This is a genomic window from Sporosarcina sp. 6E9, assembly GCF_017921835.1.
Lineage (GTDB): Bacteria > Bacillota > Bacilli > Bacillales_A > Planococcaceae > Sporosarcina.
In genome coordinates, this window is record NZ_JAGEMN010000003.1 from 226135 (window position 1) to 249315 (window position 23181).

A 23181-nucleotide genomic window follows, 5' to 3' on the forward strand; every position below is an offset into this window, starting at 1 on the left:
CCTCCTTCATCAGTTATTTGCACTGATTTCTCTTTGACGTATTACAGTTTTCATGCGCGCAATCGATTTACGAACTTGACCGATGCGTGCAGTGTTTTCTAATTGACCAGTCGCCAATTGGAAGCGAAGGTTGAAAAGCTCTTCTTTCAGTGATTTCACTTGTTGCTCAATCTCTGCAGTTGTTAAGTCACGGATTTCTTTAGCTTTCATTAGATTCACCACCAATTTCTTCACGTTTTACAAACTTACTTTTAATAGGAAGCTTGTGAGATGCAAGACGAAGCGCTTCACGAGCTACCTCTTCATCGACACCTGCAATTTCAAACATGATTCTACCAGGTTTAACAACTGCGACCCAGCCTTCAACAGCACCCTTACCGGAACCCATCCGAACTTCAAGAGGCTTTTTTGTATATGGTTTGTGTGGGAAAATGTTGATCCAAACTTTCCCGCCACGTTTCATGTAACGTGTCATTGCAATACGTGCTGCTTCGATTTGGCGGTTAGTGATCCATGAAGCTTCAAGAGCTTGTAGACCATACTCACCAAATTCAACTGTTGCTCCACCTTTTGTAGTTCCACGCATGTTACCGCGGAATACGCTACGATATTTAACTCGTTTAGGCATTAACATATTAGTTGCCTCCTTCCTCAGAGTTCTTCTTTCTCGCTGGAAGGACTTCTCCTCTGTAAATCCATACTTTTACGCCAAGCTTACCGAATGTTGTATCAGCTTCTGCATGAGCGTAGTCAATGTCTGCACGTAAAGTATGAAGAGGAACAGTACCTTCACTATAGTGTTCTGCACGAGCGATGTCTGCACCGCCAAGACGTCCAGAAACTTGTGTTTTAATTCCTTTCGCGCCAGCACGAATTGTGCGTTGAATTGCTTGTTTTTGCACACGACGGAATGAAACACGGCCTTCTAATTGACGTGCTATGCCTTCAGCTACTAATTTCGCGTCAAGATCTGCACGTTTAATTTCGATGATGTTGATGTGTACACGTTTGCCTGTAATTGAATTCAATTGTTTACGGAGAGCTTCGACCTCGGAGCCACCTTTACCAATTACCATTCCAGGTTTCGCAGTGTGAATAGAAATGTTTACACGCTTTGCAGCACGTTCGATTTCTACTTTAGAAACAGATGCGTCAACTAATTTCTTGTCAATATACTCACGAATCTTTAAGTCTTCATGCAATAATGTTGCGTAGTCTTTTTCTGCGTACCATTTTGACTCCCAGTCACGGATGATACCGACACGCAAACCATTAGGATGTATTTTTTGACCCACGAATTATCCCTCCTTCTTCTCTGCAACCACGACAGTGATATGGCTTGTGCGTTTGTTGATAGCACTTGCGCGTCCCTGTGCACGTGGGCGGAAACGTTTCAATGTCGGTCCTTCATCAACGAATATTTCGCTAACGATTAAGTTCTCGACATTCATTTCATAGTTATGTTCAGCGTTTGCGACGGCTGAATTCAATGCTTTTTCTACAGCTGGAGATGCCGCTCTCGGCGTCAGGCGTAGAATTGCCACAGCTTCACCGATTTTCTTACCTCTGATAAGATCAACCACAAGACGAACTTTACGAGGAGCAATACGGACTGTGCGGGCAGTAGCTTTAGCTTGTTGCATCAGATTTACCTCCTCTCAATTAACGACCTGTTTTCTTATCGTCGCCACCGTGATTTCTAAATGTACGTGTTGGTGCGAATTCACCTAGTTTATGTCCTACCATATCTTCTGTTACGTATACTGGAACGTGTTTACGACCATCGTATACTGCAATCGTCATTCCGATGAAAGACGGGAAAATTGTGGAACGTCGTGACCAAGTTCTAATTACTTGCTTTTTCTCTGAACCTTTTTGTGCATCGACTTTCTTTAAAAGATGATCGTCTGCAAATGGTCCTTTTTTCAAGCTTCGGCCCATGTCGGAACCTCCCTCCTTGATTTGACTACGGCCCAGTTATTGAACCGCAGTGATTCTAACTTACTTCTTACGACGACGAATAATATGTTTGTCGGAAGCGTTGTTCTTCTTACGCGTTTTGTAACCAAGTGTTGGTTTGCCCCATGGTGTAAGTGGTGATGGCATACCGATTCCAGTACGTCCTTCTCCTCCACCGTGCGGGTGATCGTTCGGGTTCATTGCAGATCCACGTACTGCCGGGCGTTTACCCATCCAGCGTGAACGTCCTGCTTTACCGATGTTGATAAGTTCGTGTTGTTCGTTTCCAACTTGACCGATTGTTGCGCGGCAAGCAGAGAGAACCATGCGTACTTCACCGGATTGAAGACGAATAATTACATATTTACCTTCACGTCCTAGAAGTTGAGCAGATGTACCAGCTGAACGTACAAGTTGGCCACCTTTTCCTGGTTTCAATTCAATGTTGTGAATTGTTGAACCCATTGGAATGTTTTCTAATGGAAGTGCGTTCCCTACTTTAGCGTCAACATCTGGACCTGACATGATTGTCATTCCAACTTGAAGACCCTTTGGAGCAAGGATATAACGTTTTTCTCCATCAGCATAGTTAATCAAAGCGATGTTTGCAGAACGGTTTGGATCGTATTCGATCGTAGCAACGCGTCCTGGTATGCCATCTTTCCGACGTTGGAAATCGATGACACGGTATTGGCGTTTATGGCCGCCACCTTGGTGACGAACAGTAGTCCTACCTGTATTGTTACGTCCGCCTGACCGTTTAACCGGTGCTAGCAATGATTTTTCTGGCTTATCCGTAGTAATAGCGGAGAAATCAGAAGAAGTCATATTACGACGTCCATTAGAAGTAGGTTTGTATTTTTTAATCACCTTGTTTTCCCTCCTTCATATAATCGTGTTTCTATTAATAGAAACTTATAGTTCGAATAGTTCGATGTCGTTTGAGTCCTCAGTTAGCGTAACAATCGCTTTACGGCGTTTGTTTGTGTAACCAGCGTGTTTCCCCATACGTTTGAACTTGCCTTTATAGTTCTGTACGTTTACTTTTTCTACTTTCACTCCGAAGATTTCTTCAACAGCATGCTTAACTTGTGTTTTGTTTGCGCGCGTGTCGACATCGAAAGTGTATTTTTTGAATTCCATTTGATCAGAAGTACGCTCGGTAATGACCGGACGTTTTAAGATATCACGTGCTTCCATTAACCAAGCACCTCCTCTATTTTTTCTACTGCTGCTTTAGTTACGACAAACTTTTCATGCGCAACGATATCAAGAACATTGATGCTGCTAGCAGTTACTACACTGATTCCAGGAATGTTACGAGCGGACAATGCCACCGTCTCATCAAGGTCTGCAGTGACAATCAATGCTTTTTTGTTGATTGATAGATCTTTTAATACTTGTACGAACTCTTTTGTTTTTGGTGCATCAAATGCTAGTTGATCAAGAACGATTACGTTCTCTTCACGTACTTTTGATGAAAGTGCAGATAAAAGAGCGATTCTGCGAACTTTTCTTGGTAGTTTGTATGAATAGCTTCTTGGTGTTGGACCAAATACAACTCCACCGCCACGCCATTGTGGGGAACGGATTGACCCTTGACGAGCACGGCCTGTTCCTTTTTGACGCCATGGTTTACGACCACCGCCAGCAACTTCAGAACGATTTTTCACTTTGTGGTTACCTTGGCGTAATGATGCGCGCTGTTGGACCAATGCTTCAAACAAAATCGCTTCATTTGGCTCGATTCCGAAAATCGCATCGTTTAATTCGATTTCGCCAACTGAAGAACCTGTTTGACTTAAAACGGATACTTTTGTCATTCCAACTTCCTCCTTCCTTTATTAATTAGTTCCCTTTAATCGCGCTTTTCACTTGAATAAGTGATTTACGTGATCCTGGAACATTACCTTTTATTAGTAGCAAGTTACGCTCAGCGTCAACTCTTACAATTTCAAGGTTTTGAATTGTTACTGTTTTATTTCCCATGCGTCCTGGAAGTTTCTTACCTTTGAAGACACGTTGAGCGTCTACAGATCCGATTGAACCTGGTGAACGGTGGAAACGTGAACCATGAGACATAGAACCGATTGAGTAACCGTGGCGTTTAATAACACCTTGGAAACCTTTACCTTTTGTTGTACCTACTACGTCGACGATATCGCCTTCTGCGAATGTATCGACTTTGACTTCCTGACCAACCTCGTGTGCGTTAACGTCCAAACCACGGAATTCGCGGATGAAGCGCTTAGGCGTTGTTTCAGCTTTCGCAACGTGTCCCTTTTCAGGTTTGTTCGATAGCTTGTCTCTTTTATCATTAAATCCTAGTTGGATTGCTTCATAGCCGTCCGTTTCTGCATTCTTCTTTTGAAGAACGATGTTTGGAGTAGCTTCAATCACTGTTACTGGGATTAGATCACCGTTTTCAGCAAAAATTTGCGTCATACCGATTTTTTTCCCTAAGATTCCTTTGGTCATTCGTCACACCTCCTGTAATATAATAATTTTTCTATCGATTATAATTTGATTATAATTTGATTTCAATGTCTACGCCTGATGGTAAATCGAGTTTCATTAACGCATCGACAGTTTGTGGTGTCGGGTTAACAATATCGATAAGACGTTTATGTGTGCGCATTTCAAACTGTTCACGAGAATCCTTGTTAACGTGCACTGAACGTAGAATCGTGTAAACAGATCTTTCTGTCGGTAGTGGTATCGGACCCGATACACTTGCTCCAGAACGTTTTGCTGTTTCGACAATCTTTTCAGCTGACTGATCAAGAATACTGTGATCATATGCTTTTAAACGAATACGAATCTTTTGTTTTGCCATTACTTTCCCTCCCTTTCGCCTAATTAATAGACATTCTCCACGAAAATTTCCCACACACGCGCCATGGCAATGCGGCCGGGTGTGTCGGCAACCTCTCGCTTCATCGCAGTCAAAGAGCAACATTCAACATTATACACAATAAAAAAGAGTTTCGCAAGTGTTTTAACGAAATTCTTTTCTATTCATCGCTTTTATTGTTGCTTTAGTTATTATAGTCGTATTCTTTACAAGATGCAATAACCTAGCAATTAGTCGGAAAAATTAATGTGCTTAATTAATTAAGTAACATAACAGCAATCCAGCCGAAAACTAATAGCGGAATACTGAAGTGAAGAAAAGTCGGTACACAAGAGTCCCAAATATGATTGTGCTGTCCGTCTGCATTTAATCCTGCTGTTGGACCTAACGTTGAGTCTGAGGCAGGTGAACCGGCATCTCCAAGTGCTGCAGCCGTCCCTACTAATGCAATAATCGCCATCGTACTAAAGCCGAATTCGATACTTAATGGAACAAAGATGGATGCGATGATTGGAATCGTAGCAAATGATGATCCAATTCCCATCGTTACGATTAAACCAACCAACAGCATTAACATTGCTGCTACACCTTTATTTGCGCCTAACATTTCGCTAGTGCTCTTCACCAACAAATTAACATGTCCAGTTTCTTGAAGAACAGCTGCAAATCCGTTTGCGGCAATCATTACAAAACCGACAAATGCCATCATTTTCATACCATCGTTAATAAGATTATCTGCTTCCTTCCATTTCAGAGCGCCAGTTACATATAAAATAATGATTCCAGTAACAGCTCCCGCAATCATAGATTCTGTTGGTATTTGCACGGCCAATGTTCCGATTAATGCAAGGACAGTAAATATTAGATTACTAGTTTTTATTTGTACAACTTCTTGGGATAGTTCGATTTGTCGATCTTCATACTCCCTCGGTTTACGATAAGATATGAAAACCGCAATAACCAATCCGACAACTAGCCCGATTACAGGAATAACCATCGCTTTTGGAATATCTGACATATTAATCGTTAGACCTGCAAGCTCCATTTGCGTCGCCAATATCTCATGGTAAATGAATCCGAAGCCGTATGGCAAAATCATATAAGGAACGGTTAATCCGAAAGTTAGAACAGATGCGATTAAACGTCGGTCTATTTTCAGCATATTTAATACATGTAAAATCGGTGGCACTAACAACGGAATGAATGCAATATGTATCGGGATCAAGTTTTGCGAGAATATCGCCATGGTAAGCAAGATCAATATGACTAATACCTTCCCAAGAGCAGTACGATTTTCTTCGCCGTCTTTCTGAACGATCTTCAACATGCCATTGACAAGTAACTGCGGTATACCCGTTTGTGATATCGCAAGCGCGAATCCACCTAACAATGCGTAACTCAACGCGATATTAGCGCCCGCACCGAGGCCACTCGAAAATGAGTCAATCGTCGTTTCAAACGACAACCCACCCGTCAATCCGCCCGCGAATGCTCCCACAACTAAGGCGAGCACCACATTCACTCTAAACAAACTTAATAACAACATAACGACTACCGCTATAAGTACTGCATTCATATATTTCACTCCTATTGATTTCACTCTGCTAAAGCACTAAAGTTCATTGTCCTAATTTAACAAAATACTGTTGGTCTGTCAATAAAAAAATTAGCAGTCCTATCAAAAGAGCAAAATCCTTGCGTACAATTCACCTGGTTTTTTACCCGGATTATAAAACTATTTCTTTTCCTTTCGAGAGCCTGTATTGGGTTTGCTTGCACTCGATGGGTATTCGCTTGCACTTAGGACTTGTTTGCTTGCACTAATCAACCATTGGCTTGCACTTAATTACTTTTGCTTGCAAGTCGGGACTATTGATTCGTCACCCCATAACAATTTGCGAACAACGACTTATTGAACTTGGCTAAAATTTTGCTATCTCATAAGCTTGCCCAAGTTTTCAACAAAAAATTATAAACACAAAAAAACTCCCACCACGTCTGGCAGGAGTTTTTCAGATTAGAATCGATTATTTTTGGATTGAAGCTACTACGCCTGATCCAACAGTACGTCCACCCTCACGGATAGAGAAACGCGTACCTTCTTCAAGAGCGATTGGAGAAATAAGTTCGATCTTCATTTCTACGTTATCGCCAGGCATAACCATTTCTACGCCTTCAGGAAGTTCGATTACACCCGTTACGTCAGTTGTACGGAAGTAGAACTGAGGACGGTAGTTTGAGAAGAATGGCGTGTGACGGCCACCCTCTTCTTTTGATAGAACATATACTTCAGAAGTGAAGCTTGTGTGCGGAACAATTGAACCTGGTTTAGCAAGTACTTGTCCACGTTGGATATCTTCACGTGATACTCCACGAAGAAGAGCACCAATGTTGTCGCCAGCTTCTGCATAGTCAAGAAGTTTACGGAACATTTCTACACCTGTTACAGTAGTAGATTTAGCTTCGTCAACAATACCGATGATATCAACAGTATCGCCTACTTTAACTTGTCCACGCTCAACACGTCCAGTTGCAACTGTACCACGACCTGTAATTGAGAACACGTCCTCAACAGGCATCATGAATGGTTTGTCAGTTTGACGTGGTGGTGTTGGGATGTACTCATCAACAGCAGCCATAAGTTCCATAATTTTATCTTCGTAGCCTTCGTCGCCTTCTAGTGCTTTAAGCGCTGAACCTTGGATAACAGGAATGTCATCGCCAGGGAAGTCATACTCAGATAGAAGATCACGGATCTCCATTTCTACTAGTTCAAGTAGCTCTTCGTCATCAACCATGTCACATTTGTTCATGAATACTACTAAGTAAGGAACACCTACGTTACGTGAAAGTAGAATGTGCTCACGTGTTTGTGGCATTGGGCCGTCAGCTGCAGATACAACTAGGATTCCGCCGTCCATTTGTGCTGCTCCAGTAATCATGTTTTTAACGTAGTCCGCGTGACCTGGGCAGTCAACGTGCGCGTAGTGACGGTTTTCAGTTTCGTACTCGATGTGAGACGTGTTAATCGTGATTCCACGCTCTTTTTCTTCTGGTGCGTTATCAACTTGGTCATATGACTGAGCTGTCCCACCTAGTCTTTTCGCAAGAACTGTTGCGATTGCAGCTGTTAGTGTTGTTTTACCATGGTCAACGTGACCAATTGTTCCAATATTCGCGTGCGTTTTGGAACGATCGAATTTTTCTTTACCCATTATGGAAAGCCTCCTTAAAATATAAACATTTAATAGTTTTTATAGCTATTGAAGCATAAAGCTTCAACAGCTTAGTGCATATAGATTATTTATACTAGAATTAACAACGAATTACAATTATTCGCCTTTATTCTTTTTAATAATTTCTTCTGCAACTGATTTCGGAACTTCTTCATAGTGATCAAACACCATTGAGAATACGCCACGTCCTTGTGTGTTAGAACGAAGTGATGTTGCATAACCAAACATTTCAGCAAGTGGAACCATTGCAGCAACAACTTGTGCATTACCGCGAGCTTCCATTCCTTCAACGCGTCCACGGCGTGATGTAATATCACCCATGATATCGCCCATGTATTCTTCTGGAATAATGACATCAACTTTCATCATTGGCTCCAAAATTACTGGGTTAACTTTTGAAGCTGCGTTTTTAAGTGCCATAGAACCGGCAATTTTAAACGCCATCTCGTTGGAGTCAACATCATGGTAAGAACCGTCGAATAGACGAGCTTTAATGTCGATCAATGGATATCCTGCGATTACCCCGTTATCGAGTGCATCACGGATACCTGCTTCAACAGAACTGATGTATTCACGTGGTACAGATCCACCGACGATATTGTCGATAAATTCGAAACCTGCGCCCACTTCGTTTGGTGAGAATTCAACCCAAACGTGACCATACTGTCCGCGTCCACCTGATTGACGAACGAACTTACCTTCAACTTCCGCACCTTGACGGAACGTTTCACGATAAGATACTTGTGGAGCACCAACGTTTGCAGCAACGTTAAACTCACGACGCATACGGTCTACGAGTACGTCTAGGTGAAGTTCACCCATACCTGCAATAATAACTTCGCCAGTTTCCTCGTCAGTATGAGCGTGGAAAGTTGGATCTTCTTCTTGTAGTTTAACTAGAGCTTGACCCATTTTATCTTGGTCTGCTTTTGTTTTTGGTTCAATCGCTACTGAGATAACTGGTTCTGGGAAGTCCATAGATTCGAGAATAACTGGTGATTTCTCGTCACATAGCGTGTCTCCCGTACCTGTATCTCTTAGTCCGACTGCAGCCGCGATATCTCCGGAGTGCACTTCAGAAATTTCTTCACGGGAGTCAGCATGCATTTGTAGAATACGTCCTACGCGCTCACGCTTACCTTTAGAAGTGTTCTGAACATAAGAACCGGATTTTAGTGTCCCTGAGTATACACGGAAGAATGTAAGTTTCCCTACATATGGATCCGTCATAACTTTAAACGCAAGTGCCGAGAATGGGCCTTTGTCGTCTGCAGGACGTGTAACTTCTTCCTCAGTATCAGGATTAACACCTGTCATCGGAATAACGTCAGTTGGTGATGGAAGGTAGTCGATAACTGCGTCAAGAACGCGTTGAACACCTTTGTTTTTGAACGCTGTTCCACAAACGACAGGATAAAACTCTACGTTTAGTGTTGCTTTACGAATCGCTTCTTTAATTTCAGTTACAGTTAGCTCTTCGCCGTTCAAATATTTCTCCATCAAATCTTCATCGAATTCAGCAACCGCTTCAATTAATTTCTCGCGGTATTCTTCTGCTTGTGCAACATATTCTTCAGGGATTTCACGGACTTGAAGATCCATTCCAGTGTCATCACCGTAAAAAGTTGCATTCATTTCGATTAAGTCGATAATTGCTTCAAATTGATCTTCCGCGCCAATCGGTAACTGGATCGGGTGTGCGTTTGCACCTAGACGATCATGGAGTGTGCTTAGTGCGTAAAGGAAATCTGCACCTGTCTTGTCCATTTTGTTAACGAATACTAAACGTGGAACTGAATAGTTTGTAGCTTGTCTCCATACTGTTTCAGTTTGAGGCTCAACACCTGATTGTGCATCAAGAACTGTTACAGCACCATCAAGTACCCGTAAAGAACGTTCAACTTCAACAGTGAAGTCTACGTGTCCCGGTGTATCGATGATGTTTACGCGGTGACCTTTCCATTGAGCTGTTGTAGCGGCAGACGTGATAGTAATTCCACGCTCTTGCTCTTGCTCCATCCAGTCCATTTGAGATGCACCTTCATGCGTTTCACCAAGTTTATGAATACGACCTGTGTAATAAAGGATACGCTCAGTTGTCGTTGTTTTACCAGCGTCAATGTGAGCCATGATTCCAATGTTACGAGTATTCTCTAAGGAGAACTCTCTTTCCATGCTGTTTATCTCCTTCCGTGGATTAGACTTTCATAATGTCGTTCTTACCAGCGGTAGTGAGCGAATGCTTTGTTCGCTTCTGCCATTTTGTGCAATTCTTCACGTCTTCTGACGGATGCACCTGTGTTGTTAGACGCATCTAGAATTTCATTTGCAAGACGCTCTTCCATTGTTTTCTCACCGCGTTGACGTGAGTAGTTTACGAAATAACGTAAACCTAGAGTCGTACGACGCTCTGGACGTACCTCAACCGGAACTTGATAGTTCGCTCCACCGACACGGCGTGCACGAACCTCTAGAACTGGCATTACGTTTTCTAATGCTGCTTCAAATACTTCCAAAGGATCTTTTCCTGAACGTTCTCTTACAAGTTCGAACGCACCATAGAGGATTTTTTGAGAAGTACCTTTTTTACCATCAACCATCATTGAGTTAATAAGACGTGAAACCAGTTTTGAATTGTAAATCGGATCTGGAAGTACATCACGTTTAGCTACTGGACCTTTACGAGGCATATTGTTTTCCTCCTTTCGATTTCTTTAAGTTACGTAAGCGATAAACGCTTAAATAATCTAGTTTATTTTTATTTCTTAGCTTTTGGCTTTTTAGCTCCATACATTGAGCGGCTTTGCATACGGCCAGTAACACCAGCAGTATCAAGTGCACCACGTACGATATGGTAACGAACACCCGGTAAGTCTTTCACACGTCCACCGCGAATAAGTACAACGCTGTGTTCTTGCAAGTTATGACCTTCACCTGGGATATAAGCGTTAACTTCTAGAGTGTTAGTCAAACGAACACGTGCATATTTACGAAGTGCCGAGTTCGGCTTCTTCGGTGTCATTGTTCCAACACGCGTACAAACACCTCGTTTTTGTGGTGAGTTTACGTTTGTCATCGACTTTTTGAAGCTGTTATAGCTTTTTCCTAGTGCCGGTGATTTCGATCCAGCAACCTTCGATTTACGGGGTTTGCGGACTAATTGGTTAATTGTAGGCATCGATTTTGTCCTCCTCTCAAATGTAAAATTGTAAGACCACACATCCAGGTGGTTCATTTTTGGGGTAAAAACAAAGTCTTTATGCCTTTATAGCATAAAAACGGTTATCCAGTAATCGCAACGACGGCTGTACCGACTTCAATACCACATGCTTCTCCAAGTTTTTTCCTTGAATCAACATAAGATACCGGAATACGATGCAGTTCGGCTTCCTCCATTACTGGAGAAATCAGTCGCGTCTCAGAATCCTGAGCAATGATGACCTCTATAACTTTACCTGCACGAATCGCTTTTACTGTTTGCTTTATACCGATGATTGTTTTCTGTGCCTGGGCTACTTTTTCATAAGACATTTCCATATCCTCCAAAGAGCAGACATATTACTATCAACCTTTTGTATATTATCATTTGCATTAGAAATTGTCAATAGATAATTAAAATTTACGGGGGGGATTATTTTCAAGATCCCCCGTAAACTCTAAGATCTTACTCGGCGATAACCTTTTCGTCTCCGCCTTCTAATGTTGCATGATCCATCTCAATCTGGCGATAACGTTGCATTCCGGTTCCTGCTGGTACAAGTTTACCGATAATGACGTTTTCTTTCAGACCGAGTAGTTCATCCATTTTACCTCTGATTGCTGCATCCGTTAGGACACGAGTTGTCTCCTGGAACGATGCTGCAGACAAGAAGGATTCTGTTTCAAGTGAAGCTTTTGTAATACCGAGAATAACCGGGCGGCAAGTTGCCGGAACTTTGCCGAGTTCGAATACTTTATTATTCGCTTCTGCAAACTGGTGAATGTCGACAAGGGATCCTGGTAATAGATCAGTGTTCCCTGCTTCAATAATAATCACTTTACGAAGCATTTGGCGAACCATTACTTCGACGTGCTTATCACCAATTTCAACACCTTGCATACGGTATACTTTTTGAACTTCTTTCAATAGATATTCTTGAACTGTCGCAACGTCTTTGACAACGATAAGTTCTTTCGGATCGATTGAACCTTCTGTTAGCGGTTGACCACGTTCAATTACATCGCCGACTTTAACTGTGAAGCGCGCGTTGTATGGTCCAAGGTATTTACGTGTTTCCACGCTACCTTCGATTGTAACTTCATGCTGACCTTCACGGATTTCGTCGATTTCCGTAACCGTTCCGTTAATTTCCGAGATAATGGCTTTACCTTTCGGATTACGCGCCTCGAAAATTTCTTGAATACGTGGAAGACCTTGTGTAATATCGTCTCCCGCAACTCCACCTGTATGGAACGTACGCATTGTAAGCTGTGTACCTGGTTCTCCGATTGATTGTGCAGCGATAATTCCTACCGCCTCACCAACTTCAACCTGTTCACCAGTTGCTAGGTTAATTCCGTAACACTTCTCACATACGCCGTGCTTCGTATCACATGTAAATGCTGAACGGATTGTCACAGTTTCAATACCCAATTCAGTAATAATTCGGGCAGTATCTTCTGTTATCAATTCATTTTTGCCAAGGATTACAGCACCCGTTTCAGGATGGAAAATTGTTTTCTTCGTGTAACGTCCAAAAATACGTTCGTCGAGTCTTTCGATGACTTCTGCACCTTCCATAAGCGCACCGATTTTCAGTCCACGATCCGTACCACATTCGTCTTCTCTGACGATAACGTCTTGTGCAACGTCAACGAGTCGACGAGTTAGGTAACCTGAGTCAGCTGTCTTAAGTGCTGTATCTGCAAGTCCTTTACGTGCACCGTGTGTGGAAATAAAGTACTCAAGAACCGTTAACCCTTCACGGAATGATGATTTAATCGGAAGTTCGATAATACGTCCTGCCGGGTTAGCCATCAATCCTCGCATTCCTGCGAGTTGCGTAAAGTTAGAAACGTTACCACGAGCACCAGAGTCACTCATCATAAAGATTGGGTTCATGTTATCCAATGATTCCATCAGTCTAACTTGAATGTCATCCCTAGCAGCACTCCAGTAAGCGATAACGCGATCGTAACGTTCCTCTTCCGTGATTAGACCACGGCGGAACTGCTTCAATACGTTGTCGACTTTACTTTGTGTTTCTGCAAGAATTGCATCTTTGTCTGGAAGAACGATAATATCGGACATCCCGATCGTAATACCAGCACGAGTTGAGTATTTAAAGCCAAGGTCCTTCATACGGTCAAGCATTTTAGAAGTCTCTGTGATGTGGAAACGTTTGAAGATTTCAGCAATAATATTACCGAGGACATTCTTCTTGAACGGTCCAACAAGCTCAGTGTTTTCGAAATGCTCTTTCACATTTTCAGTGCCTGAAATGAAGTACTTATCTGGCGTTTGGATTTGTAAATTGAAATCGGTCGGTTCATTGATATATGGAAATGAACTCGGCAAGATTTCGTTAAAAATAACTTTACCAACAGTTGTTAACAAGAGTTTTGCGTTGTTTTCTTCAGTAAACGTTGGGTTCTTAAGTGAACCAGCTTGAACAGCGATACGCGTATGAAGATGGACATAACCGTTTGTATAAGCAATCATCACTTCATCTGTGTCGCGGAAAACGAGACCTTCTCCTGTTGCGCCCTTACGTTCCAACGTCAAGTAATAGTTTCCTAAAACCATATCCTGGGAAGGGGTAACAACTGGTTTCCCGTCTTTCGGATTCAAAATGTTTTGTGCTGAGAGCATTAGAAGACGAGCTTCCGCTTGTGCTTCAGCAGATAAAGGTACGTGAACAGCCATTTGGTCACCATCAAAGTCCGCGTTGTATGCAGTACATACAAGTGGGTGAAGTGTGATCGCACGACCTTCTACTAGTACCGGTTCAAATGCTTGGATACCGAGTCGGTGAAGCGTAGGTGCTCGGTTCAATAGCACTGGGTGTTCTTTAATGACTTCTTCGAGAACGTCCCAAACTTCAGAGTGAAGGCGTTCAATTTTACGTTTAGCACTCTTAATATTATGAGCTAGACCACGTTCAACGAGTTCTTTCATAACAAAAGGTTTAAACAATTCGATAGCCATTTCTTTCGGCAAACCGCACTGATACATTTTCAAATCAGGTCCAACTACGATTACAGAACGACCTGAATAGTCAACACGCTTACCAAGTAAGTTTTGACGGAATCGACCTTGTTTTCCTTTCAGCATATGTGAAAGAGATTTCAAAGGACGGTTTCCTGGTCCAGTAACTGGACGACCACGACGACCGTTATCCACGAGTGCGTCTACAGCTTCTTGAAGCATACGCTTTTCGTTTTGAACGATAATTCCTGGCGCACCAAGATCAAGAAGTCTTTTCAGACGGTTATTCCGGTTTATAACCCGACGATACAAGTCATTCAAATCGGAAGTCGCGAAACGACCACCGTCTAGTTGTACCATTGGGCGTAATTCAGGCGGAATTACTGGCAGAACTTCAAGAACCATCCATTCTGGTTTATTGCCAGAGTTACGGAATGATTCAACAACATCTAAGCGTCTGATTGCGCGTGTGCGACGTTGTCCTTGAACAGTTTTCAACTCTTCTTTTAATGATTCTGTCTCTTGATCTAAATCGATCGCTCTGAGTAGGCGTTCAATTGCTTCCGCACCCATTAGCGCTTCGAATTTATTACCATACTTTTGTCGATATGCACGGTACTCTCTTTCAGAAAGCAATTGCTTTCTTTCAAGTGGCGTATCCGCTGGCTCGACAACGACATAGGAAGCGAAATAAATAATTTCTTCCAATGCACGTGGCGTCATATCAAGAATAAGACCCATACGACTTGGAATTCCTTTGAAGTACCATATATGCGTAACTTGAGCTGCAAGCTCGATATGTCCCATACGTTCACGACGTACTTTTTGACGCGTTACTTCTACTCCACAGCGATCACAAACGACGCCTTTGTAACGAACGCGTTTATATTTTCCACAGTGACATTCCCAATCTTTCGTAGGACCAAAAATACGTTCACAAAACAGACCTTCTTTTTCCGGTCTCAATGTACGGTAATTAATTGTTTCTGGCTTTTTGACCTCACCATAGGACCACGAACGGATCTTATCCGATGAAGCAAGGCCTATTTTCATATACTCAAAGTTGTTTACATCTACCAAGGAGCCTACCTCCCTTAAGTGTTATCGCTGGCAATTGGTTTTGGGGGAAAAGTGATTTGCTTTTCCGGTTTGATTTAACTTGATGATTGAAAGGTAAGGGGAAACGACTGCTCCCCCCTACTTTTTTATTATTGCTCTGCCTTCATGAGATTCAAGGCATCTGTTGGTTGCGTGTCATCATCTTCGTCCAAGTTACGGAGTTCAATTTCTTCATAATCAGCCGAAAGCATCTTAACGTCTAGTCCTAAACTTTGAAGTTCTTTGATAAGTACTTTAAACGATTCTGGAATTCCCGGTTGTGGGACACTTTCACCTTTAACAATCGCCTCGTACGTTTTCACACGTCCGACAACATCATCTGATTTCACAGTTAGAATTTCTTGCAACGTATAAGCTGCACCATAAGCTTCAAGTGCCCAAACTTCCATCTCGCCGAAACGCTGTCCACCGAATTGTGCTTTACCACCAAGCGGTTGTTGCGTAACAAGTGAGTATGGACCTGTTGAACGAGCATGTAGTTTATCGTCAACCATATGGTCAAGTTTGATTAAATACATTACCCCGACGGATACACGGTTATCGAAAGGTTCACCTGAACGACCATCATAGAGGATTGTTTTTCCATCTCGGTCCATTCCGGCTTCTTCCATCGTCAACCAAACATCTTCTTCATTCGCTCCGTCAAATACCGGCGTAGCCATATGAATGCCGAGTTTTCTAGACGCCATTCCCAAGTGCATTTCGAGCACTTGCCCGATATTCATTCGTGAAGGAACACCTAGTGGGTTAAGCATGACATCAATCGGTGTACCATCCGGTAAAAACGGCATGTCTGATTCAGGTAAAATTCGTGAAATAACACCTTTGTTTCCGTGTCTTCCAGCCATTTTATCTCCAACAGAGATTTTACGTTTTTGAACGATGTACGCACGAACAAGTTGGTTAACGCCCGGCGGAAGCTCATCTCCGTCTTCACGGTTGAACACTTTCACGTCGAGAACAATTCCACCTGCACCGTGTGGCACACGTAGTGAGGTGTCACGGACTTCTCGTGCTTTCTCACCGAATATCGCATGTAGAAGACGCTCTTCAGCCGTTAATTCAGTGACACCTTTTGGCGTTACTTTTCCGACTAGAATATCGCCATCACGAACTTCTGCACCAATACGGATGATTCCGCGATCGTCAAGGTGACGAAGTGCTTCTTCACCGACGTTTGGAATATCACGTGTAATTTCCTCTGGTCCAAGTTTAGTATCTCGAGCTTCTGATTCGTATTCTTCGATATGAACGGAAGTATAGTCGTCGTCTTTCACGAGACGTTCACTCATGATGATTGCATCTTCATAGTTGAATCCATCCCACGTCATAAACGCTGTTAGAACGTTACGTCCAAGCGCAAGTTCTCCTCTTTCCATTGACGGACCGTCTGCGAGAATGTAATTCGGTTCAACACGATCTCCAACGCTGACAATCGGACGTTGGTTATAACAAGTTCCTTGGTTCGAACGAATAAAGTTGTCCAAACGGTAAGTTGTCAAATCGCCTTGAACTTCTTTTCCGTCGATTGTTTCAATACGACGGACTCGGATTTCTTTCGCTTCGACATGTTCCACGATTCCGGTATGCGTTGCTAAAACCGCAGCTCCTGAATCACGTGCAGAGACGTGTTCCATACCCGTACCTACAACTGGTGATTGAGGGTTAAGAAGCGGAACAGCTTGACGTTGCATGTTCGCGCCCATGAGCGCACGGTTCGAGTCATCATTCTCAAGGAATGGAATACATGCTGTAGCTACTGAAACAACTTGCTTAGGCGAAACGTCCATGTAGTCAATTTGTTCACGTTTGAATACAGTATTATCACCTTGGAAACGTCCGACAACACCTTCATTGACGAATGAACCATCTTCATTTAAAGGTGCGTTTGCTTGGGCAACTACAAAGTTGTCCTCAACATCGGCCGTTAAATAATCAATTTGAGCAGTGACGCGACCCGAATCTGGATCGACTTTTCTATATGGCGTCTCAATGAAACCAAATTTATTTACTTTCGCATATGTTGACAATGAGTTTATCAATCCGATATTCGGACCCTCTGGCGTTTCAATCGGACACATACGACCGTAGTGAGAATAATGCACGTCACGTACTTCCATACCAGCACGTTCACGCGTTAATCCTCCAGGCCCAAGTGCAGATAGACGACGTTTATGCGTCAACTCTTCCAACGGATTCGTTTGACCCATGAACTGGGAAAGTTGCGAGCTACCAAAAAATTCTTTAATAGATGCAATAACTGGACGAATGTTAATCAATTGTTGTGGCACAATAGACGACGTATCGTTAATTGACATCCGTTCTTTTACAACACGTTCCATACGGGAAAGACCGATTCGGAATTGGTTTTGTAAAAGTTCTCCGACAGAGCGAAGACGTCGGTTACCAAGGTGGTCAATATCGTCTGTATTTCCAACACCGTGCAATAAGTTAAAGAAATAACTTACTGATGCAAGGATATCTGCAGGTGTTACATTTTTAATGGAATCATCGACATAAGCATTCGAAATTACATTAATCGCTTGTGGTTCATCGCCATTTGGATTCGGCGCGAATACTTTAATGCTTTGAATTAGTGTCGGTTCGTCTAGAACGCTTTCCGTATGCGTAATTTCACGGAAACCTATTCCTTTTTCCAAATGAGGTAGTAATGTGTTTAGTGCACGGCGATCAATAACCGCGCCTTCTTCTAAAAGAATTTCGCCCGTTTCAGGGTCAACGAGCGTTTCTGCTACTGTTTGGCCGAATAAACGGTTTTGAATATCAAGTTTTTTGTTCATCTTATAGCGACCTACATCAGCTAGGTCATATCTCTTCGGATCAAAAAACCTTGAAAACAATAGGCTTCTAGCACTATCGAGCGTTGGCGGCTCACCTGGACGAAGTCTTTCATATATTTCAAGTAATGCTTTTTCTGTAGTTTCAGTATTATCTCTTTCGAGCGTGTTACGTAGATACTCGTTATCGCCGATAAGATCAATAATCTCTTCATCGGTAGAAAAACCTAGCGCACGTACGAGCACTGAAATAGGAAGCTTGCGCGTCCGATCAATTCTTACGTGAACAACGTCTCTTGCATCGATTTCATACTCAAGCCAAGCACCTCGGTTCGGAATAACTGTCGCTCCGAAACCACGCTTCCCGTTCTTGTCAATCTTTGCATTATAATAAACACTTGGTGAACGAACAAGTTGAGAAACAATAACTCTTTCCGCACCGTTTATAATAAATGTACCGTTTTCTGTCATGAGTGGAAAATCACCCATGAAGACGTCCTGTTCCTTCACTTCTTCAGTTTCCTTGTTGTGCAGGCGGACTTTAACTCTGAGCGGTGCTGCGTATGTCACATCACGCTCTTTCGATTCATCCATCGGGTATTTCGGATCCTCCAGATGATAATCGACAAATTCTAACTGAAGATTTCCAGTGAAATCTTCGATTGGAGAAATATCACGGAACATTTCCCGCAAACCTTCCTCCAGGAACCAACCGTAAGATGCCGTCTGAATTTCGATTAAGTTCGGTAATTCTAAAACCTCACTAATCCGCGCGAAACTTCTACGCTGACGGTGTTGACCATATTGAACTAGATGACCTGTCAACTCATTCACCCCTCATTTACAATAATAATTCTTTTCAAAAACAGAAATACGGTGTACGATATAAAAAAACTAAAAAGAAAATGAGTTCTACTGCGAGCTCATTTTCGATTTGACAATTTTCTATCCATCATAAGTATGCCAAATAATGTTAACTTTCATGCAAAAGGGCACACGATTGCATTATATTAATTTATCCATCTTTTAACGCTACCATATATTTAACTTGTCGTCAAACTTTAATTGCCCTGATAATATGATAACCTTTTTTCTTTACGATAGTCTCAGCATTGCCAAAAAGTTTTTCTAAATGTTGAATCGTAGATGGCGCACCTTGTTTTTTCTGAATAACAACCCACAATTCGCCTCTGACTTTCAACTTGGTAAATGCACCATCGTAAAAACTAAAGACAGTTTTTTTTCCTGCCCGTATTGGTGGATTCGTCAGTATTGCGGAAAATTCTGTAGCTACAACACCAGTAAGTGCATCACTAGAATAGATTTCGACATTTGACACGTTATTATTCTCCGCGTTTTTAGCACTTAGCGATAGAGCCCGCTCATTCACGTCAACCATATGGATTTTTCGACCTGGAAATGAAGCAGCTATCGACAAACCAATCGGCCCATACCCGCAACCCACATCAAGCACATCACCTTCGACCTCCGGCATCACAAATGATTCCGCAAGAAGCTTCGAACCGAAATCCACATCTCCCTTACTGAAAACACCTGCATCCGTGACAAAGCGAAATGATTGTTGGCGTAACGTGACGGCTAACACCTTTGGCTGACTCTTCACTGTTGGATCTTTTGAATAATAATGTTCAGACATTAAGATTCTCCTTATAATGAAGTAAAGAAACGTCCGTTTCTTCAAACAAAAGCGCAGAGCGAAGCCCTGAAGTTTTAAATAAATACGCTTGTTTTAAATAAGCTACCCATAATCCATCTACTCCATAATTCCGTGGAGTATAAAATAACGAAGAAAAGCCCGTCTTAGCTGACGAGCTTTTCTTCACTATTCATAGAATTACTTAAGTTCTACAGATGCGCCTACTTCTTCAAGTTTAGCTTTTAGTTCTTCTGCTTCTTCTTTAGCAACGCCTTCTTTAACTGGACCTGGTGCGCCGTCTACAACTGCTTTAGCTTCTTTCAAGCCAAGGCCTGTAATTTCACGTACTGCTTTGATAACTTGGATTTTCTTGTCTCCAGCAGATGTTAGAATTACGTCGAATTCTGATTGCTCTTCTTCAACAGCTCCGCCAGCAGCTCCAGCAGCAGCAACAGGTGCAGCAGCAGTTACGCCAAATTCTTCTTCAATTGCTTTTACAAGGTCGTTTAGTTCAAGAACTGTCATTTCTTTAACAGCATCTAAGATTTGTTCAATAGTCATTAATAGTTCCTCCTAATGGTTTTTTATTGTCAAGCTAACCACATCGGGTCAAGCTCGCATTGTTATGTTCAGGCAGCTTGATTAAGCTCCTTCTTGGTCTTGCTCTTCTTTTTGATCTGCAACAGCTTTCGTAATTGCAGCGAAGTTGCGCATTGGTGCTTGTAGAACGCTGAGTAGCATAGAAAGTAGACCTTCGCGTGATGGAAGTTCAGCTAATGCTTTCACTTCTTCTGCAGATGCAAGCGCACCTTCAATCACACCAGCTTTAATTTCGAGCTCTTGGTTCGTTTTCGCAAAATCGTTAAGGATTTTTGCAGGTGCAACAACGTCTTCATCTGAAAACGCAATCGCGTTCGGTCCTGTCAGGTGTTCGTTCAACCCTTCAAGTCCTGCTGCTTCAGCCGCACGGCGAGTCATTGAGTTTTTATAAACCTTGAAATCGATTCCTTGATCACGTAGCGTTTTACGAAGTTCCGTAACCTGACTTACGTTTAGACCGCGGTAGTCAACTACAACAACTGTAGCTGCTGACTTTAGTTTGTCTTCGATTTCAGTAACAACTGCTTTTTTTGCTTCTAATACTTTGCTCATCTGGACACCTCCTAAATAAATTTCTTACTCATACCATATAAAAAGCCCTCAGTCTACATAGGCAGACACGAGGGCAGAAAAAGTCGTCTTCTTTATTTAAGAAAGAGCGTCTTGTCCTCGGCAGGATTTTTAAGCGGCAAGCCGCTCCTACTGTCTACGGTACAAATAATTATATTATTAACAACGTCGATTATCTTATCATGGGATAATCACTCTGTCAACATTTATTTTTGAACTTTAACACTTGTTGTATCAATTTTTACAGCAGGACCCATTGTAGTCGTTACGTTAACAGACTTCATGTAAGTTCCTTTTGAAGCTGCAGGTTTTGCTTTTTCAATCGTGTCAAATACTGTTAAGAAGTTTTCAACTAGTTTTTCATTGTCGAATGATACTTTTCCGATTGGCGCGTGGATAATTCCAGCTTTGTCCGCACGGTATTCAACTTTACCAGCTTTAATTTCTTCAACCGCTTTTGCAACGTCGAATGTAACAGTTCCTGTTCTTGGGTTTGGCATAAGCCCTTTTGGTCCAAGTACGCGACCAATTTTACCAACTTCACCCATCATGTCAGGTGTCGCAACGATAACATCGAAATCGAACCATCCTTGTTGGATTTTGTTGATGTACTCTGCATCGCCAGCATAATCTGCGCCAGCAGCTTCTGCTTCTTTAAGTTTTTCGCCTTTTGCAAATACAAGTACTTTTTGAGTTTTACCAGTACCGTTCGGCAGTACAACTGCTCCACGAACTTGCTCATCATTCTTCTTTACGTTGATTCCTAGACGGAATGCAACTTCAACTGTTGCGTCAAAGTTTGCTGTGCTCGTTTTTTTCGCAAGATCAATTGCTTCTTGTACGTCATAAAACTGAGTGCTGTCGACAAGCTTCATTGCTTCAGTGAATTTTTTACCTCTTTTTGCCATTTGAAATTTCCTCCTTGTTGTGGTGTTAACGGATTGAACCTCCCACGAATAAAGGTTGCGAGTTCCGAGGAACTAACGCAACCTCTTACTACATTGCAACTCTATATCAGTCTTCGATAGTGATTCCCATACTGCGTGCAGTACCTTCAACCATCGCCATTGCCGCTTCAACTGATGCAGCGTTCAAATCTGGCATCTTTTGTTCTGCAATTTCGCGCACTTTGTCGCGTTTTACAGTTGCTACCTTCGTTTTATTCGGTTCGCCTGAACCTTTTTGAAGATTAGCTGCAACCTTTAGCAATACTGCCGCAGGTGGAGTTTTTGTAATGAATGTAAATGAACGGTCTTCAAATACAGTGATTTCTACAGGAATAATTAGACCTGCTTGATCTGCTGTACGTGCGTTGAACTCTTTACAGAATCCCATAATGTTCACACCTGCTTGACCTAGCGCGGGTCCAACTGGTGGAGCCGGGTTCGCTTTCGCTGCAGGAATTTGTAGTTTAACAATCGTAGAAACTTTTTTAGCCACGTAATATACCTCCTTAAGTCCGTGATGTGGTAATCGGGTTGCCCCTCCCACTCAATATGTGTCTGCCGACTTGCGTCGGTAGAATAATTAAATGTAATCAAACTGTCCCTTGACGGCCTGACCTTTGAAATGATACCACTTTTTTGCGTCTAGTGCAAGTGGCACATCAATTATATTTTTTTAACTTGTACGAAATCCAATTCCATCTTCGTTTCGCGACCGAACATATCTACCGCGACTTTAACTTTCCGCTTATCTTGATCGATTTCCTCAATTTTCCCTTGGAAATCAGCAAACGGACCTTCAAGCACTTGAACAAGTTCACCAAGTGAAATATCCATTTCAGCGATACCGTCTTTGACGCCCATTTGTTTCAAGATAAATTCGACTTCTTCCTCAAGTAGCGGCGTCGGTTTTGCACCACCACCTGATGAACCGATAAAACCTGTAACGCCAGGCGTGTTTCGTACAACATACCAAGAATCATCTGTCATGATAATTTCCACTAGAACATATCCAGGGAAAGTTTTCTTCATAACTGTACGTTTCTTACCGTCTTTAAAATCCGTCTCTTCTTCTTCCGGGACGATCACTCGGAAAATCTTATCTTGCATACCCATCGTTTCAACACGAGCTTCCAGGTTAGCCTTTACTTTGTTCTCATAACCAGAATACGTATGAACGACATACCAATTCTTTTCCATTTCCATATCTTTTAGGACTACTCGTCCGTCCCTCCTTTTTCCATACAAAATAAAAAA

Annotated in this window: 24 protein-coding genes and 1 other annotated feature; all 24 genes read right to left on the reverse strand. The window is 42.3% G+C overall.

The features are described 5' to 3' along the window. Nucleotides 1-9: 9 nt before the first annotated feature. Nucleotides 10-210, reverse strand: a complete 201-nt coding sequence (gene rpmC, locus J4G36_RS14240) for a 50S ribosomal protein L29 (protein ID WP_172370534.1) — start codon at nucleotides 208-210, stop codon at nucleotides 10-12. After that, on the reverse strand, nucleotides 200-634 hold the full coding sequence (gene rplP / locus J4G36_RS14245) for a 50S ribosomal protein L16 (RefSeq protein ID WP_210471050.1): 435 nt from the start codon (nucleotides 632-634) through the stop codon (nucleotides 200-202). The genes rpmC and rplP overlap by 11 nt, the downstream gene beginning before the upstream one ends. 1 nt (nucleotide 635) lies before the next feature. Then, nucleotides 636-1295 (reverse strand): 30S ribosomal protein S3, encoded by a 660-nt coding sequence (gene rpsC / locus J4G36_RS14250; RefSeq protein ID WP_210471051.1) that lies wholly within the window; start codon nucleotides 1293-1295, stop codon nucleotides 636-638. Between the two features lie 3 nt (nucleotides 1296-1298). Then, complete coding sequence (gene rplV, locus J4G36_RS14255; protein ID WP_210471052.1) at nucleotides 1299-1643, reverse strand: 50S ribosomal protein L22; 345 nt, start codon at nucleotides 1641-1643, stop codon at nucleotides 1299-1301. A gap of 19 nt (nucleotides 1644-1662) precedes the next feature. Then, nucleotides 1663-1941: a 30S ribosomal protein S19 gene (gene rpsS, locus J4G36_RS14260; protein ID WP_210471053.1), complete on the reverse strand. Its 279-nt coding sequence runs from the start codon at nucleotides 1939-1941 to the stop codon at nucleotides 1663-1665. A 60-nt stretch (nucleotides 1942-2001) separates the two neighbouring features. Next, nucleotides 2002-2829, reverse strand: a complete 828-nt coding sequence (rplB, locus tag J4G36_RS14265) for a 50S ribosomal protein L2 (protein WP_368668786.1) — start codon at nucleotides 2827-2829, stop codon at nucleotides 2002-2004. 45 nt (nucleotides 2830-2874) lie between these two features. Continuing rightward, nucleotides 2875-3159 (reverse strand): 50S ribosomal protein L23, encoded by a 285-nt coding sequence (gene rplW / locus J4G36_RS14270; RefSeq protein WP_210471054.1) that lies wholly within the window; start codon nucleotides 3157-3159, stop codon nucleotides 2875-2877. After that, entirely contained in the window at nucleotides 3159-3782 is a 624-nt protein-coding gene (rplD, locus tag J4G36_RS14275; RefSeq protein ID WP_210471055.1) for a 50S ribosomal protein L4, read from the reverse strand. The genes rplW and rplD overlap by 1 nt, the downstream gene beginning before the upstream one ends. Nucleotides 3783-3807: 25 nt before the next feature. Further along, entirely contained in the window at nucleotides 3808-4437 is a 630-nt protein-coding gene (rplC, locus tag J4G36_RS14280) for a 50S ribosomal protein L3 (protein ID WP_210471056.1), read from the reverse strand. 49 nt (nucleotides 4438-4486) lie between these two features. Continuing rightward, the gene (gene rpsJ / locus J4G36_RS14285; protein ID WP_172370526.1) at nucleotides 4487-4795 is read right to left on the reverse strand and encodes a 30S ribosomal protein S10; all 309 of its coding nucleotides are present in this window, start codon (nucleotides 4793-4795) and stop codon (nucleotides 4487-4489) included. Between the two features lie 274 nt (nucleotides 4796-5069). Further along, nucleotides 5070-6389, reverse strand: a complete 1320-nt coding sequence (locus tag J4G36_RS14290) for a Na+/H+ antiporter family protein (protein WP_210471057.1) — start codon at nucleotides 6387-6389, stop codon at nucleotides 5070-5072. Between the two features lie 451 nt (nucleotides 6390-6840). Next, nucleotides 6841-8028, reverse strand: a complete 1188-nt coding sequence (gene tuf / locus J4G36_RS14295) for an elongation factor Tu (RefSeq protein ID WP_210471058.1) — start codon at nucleotides 8026-8028, stop codon at nucleotides 6841-6843. A 117-nt stretch (nucleotides 8029-8145) separates the two neighbouring features. Beyond that, nucleotides 8146-10224 (reverse strand): elongation factor G, encoded by a 2079-nt coding sequence (gene fusA / locus J4G36_RS14300; RefSeq protein ID WP_210471059.1) that lies wholly within the window; start codon nucleotides 10222-10224, stop codon nucleotides 8146-8148. A gap of 44 nt (nucleotides 10225-10268) precedes the next feature. After that, nucleotides 10269-10739 carry a 30S ribosomal protein S7 gene (rpsG, locus tag J4G36_RS14305; RefSeq protein WP_172370522.1) on the reverse strand — a complete coding sequence of 157 codons (471 nt, stop codon included), beginning with the start codon at nucleotides 10737-10739 and terminating at the stop codon, nucleotides 10269-10271. A 68-nt stretch (nucleotides 10740-10807) separates the two neighbouring features. After that, nucleotides 10808-11227 (reverse strand): 30S ribosomal protein S12, encoded by a 420-nt coding sequence (rpsL, locus tag J4G36_RS14310; RefSeq protein WP_210471060.1) that lies wholly within the window; start codon nucleotides 11225-11227, stop codon nucleotides 10808-10810. Between the two features lie 104 nt (nucleotides 11228-11331). After that, nucleotides 11332-11586: a 50S ribosomal protein L7ae-like protein gene (locus J4G36_RS14315; protein WP_368668787.1), complete on the reverse strand. Its 255-nt coding sequence runs from the start codon at nucleotides 11584-11586 to the stop codon at nucleotides 11332-11334. Nucleotides 11587-11713: 127 nt separating this feature from the next. Continuing rightward, nucleotides 11714-15316 (reverse strand): DNA-directed RNA polymerase subunit beta', encoded by a 3603-nt coding sequence (gene rpoC, locus J4G36_RS14320; RefSeq protein WP_210471061.1) that lies wholly within the window; start codon nucleotides 15314-15316, stop codon nucleotides 11714-11716. Between the two features lie 128 nt (nucleotides 15317-15444). Next, a complete protein-coding gene (gene rpoB / locus J4G36_RS14325) occupies nucleotides 15445-18987 on the reverse strand; it encodes a DNA-directed RNA polymerase subunit beta (protein ID WP_210471062.1) in 3543 nt (1180 codons plus the stop codon). 220 nt (nucleotides 18988-19207) lie between these two features. Next, nucleotides 19208-19810 (reverse strand): class I SAM-dependent methyltransferase, encoded by a 603-nt coding sequence (locus J4G36_RS14330; protein WP_210471063.1) that lies wholly within the window; start codon nucleotides 19808-19810, stop codon nucleotides 19208-19210. 198 nt (nucleotides 19811-20008) lie between these two features. After that, the gene (rplL, locus tag J4G36_RS14335; RefSeq protein WP_210471064.1) at nucleotides 20009-20371 is read right to left on the reverse strand and encodes a 50S ribosomal protein L7/L12; all 363 of its coding nucleotides are present in this window, start codon (nucleotides 20369-20371) and stop codon (nucleotides 20009-20011) included. 81 nt (nucleotides 20372-20452) lie between these two features. Continuing rightward, on the reverse strand, nucleotides 20453-20962 hold the full coding sequence (gene rplJ, locus J4G36_RS14340) for a 50S ribosomal protein L10 (RefSeq protein ID WP_210471065.1): 510 nt from the start codon (nucleotides 20960-20962) through the stop codon (nucleotides 20453-20455). A 29-nt stretch (nucleotides 20963-20991) separates the two neighbouring features. After that, nucleotides 20992-21140 (reverse strand) — a sequence feature (ribosomal protein L10 leader region). 46 nt (nucleotides 21141-21186) lie between these two features. Further along, the gene (gene rplA, locus J4G36_RS14345; protein ID WP_210471066.1) at nucleotides 21187-21888 is read right to left on the reverse strand and encodes a 50S ribosomal protein L1; all 702 of its coding nucleotides are present in this window, start codon (nucleotides 21886-21888) and stop codon (nucleotides 21187-21189) included. Between the two features lie 106 nt (nucleotides 21889-21994). Next, nucleotides 21995-22420: a 50S ribosomal protein L11 gene (gene rplK / locus J4G36_RS14350; RefSeq protein ID WP_210471067.1), complete on the reverse strand. Its 426-nt coding sequence runs from the start codon at nucleotides 22418-22420 to the stop codon at nucleotides 21995-21997. 170 nt (nucleotides 22421-22590) lie between these two features. Next, entirely contained in the window at nucleotides 22591-23124 is a 534-nt protein-coding gene (gene nusG / locus J4G36_RS14355) for a transcription termination/antitermination protein NusG (RefSeq protein WP_210471068.1), read from the reverse strand. Between the last annotated feature and the right edge of the window lie 57 nt (nucleotides 23125-23181).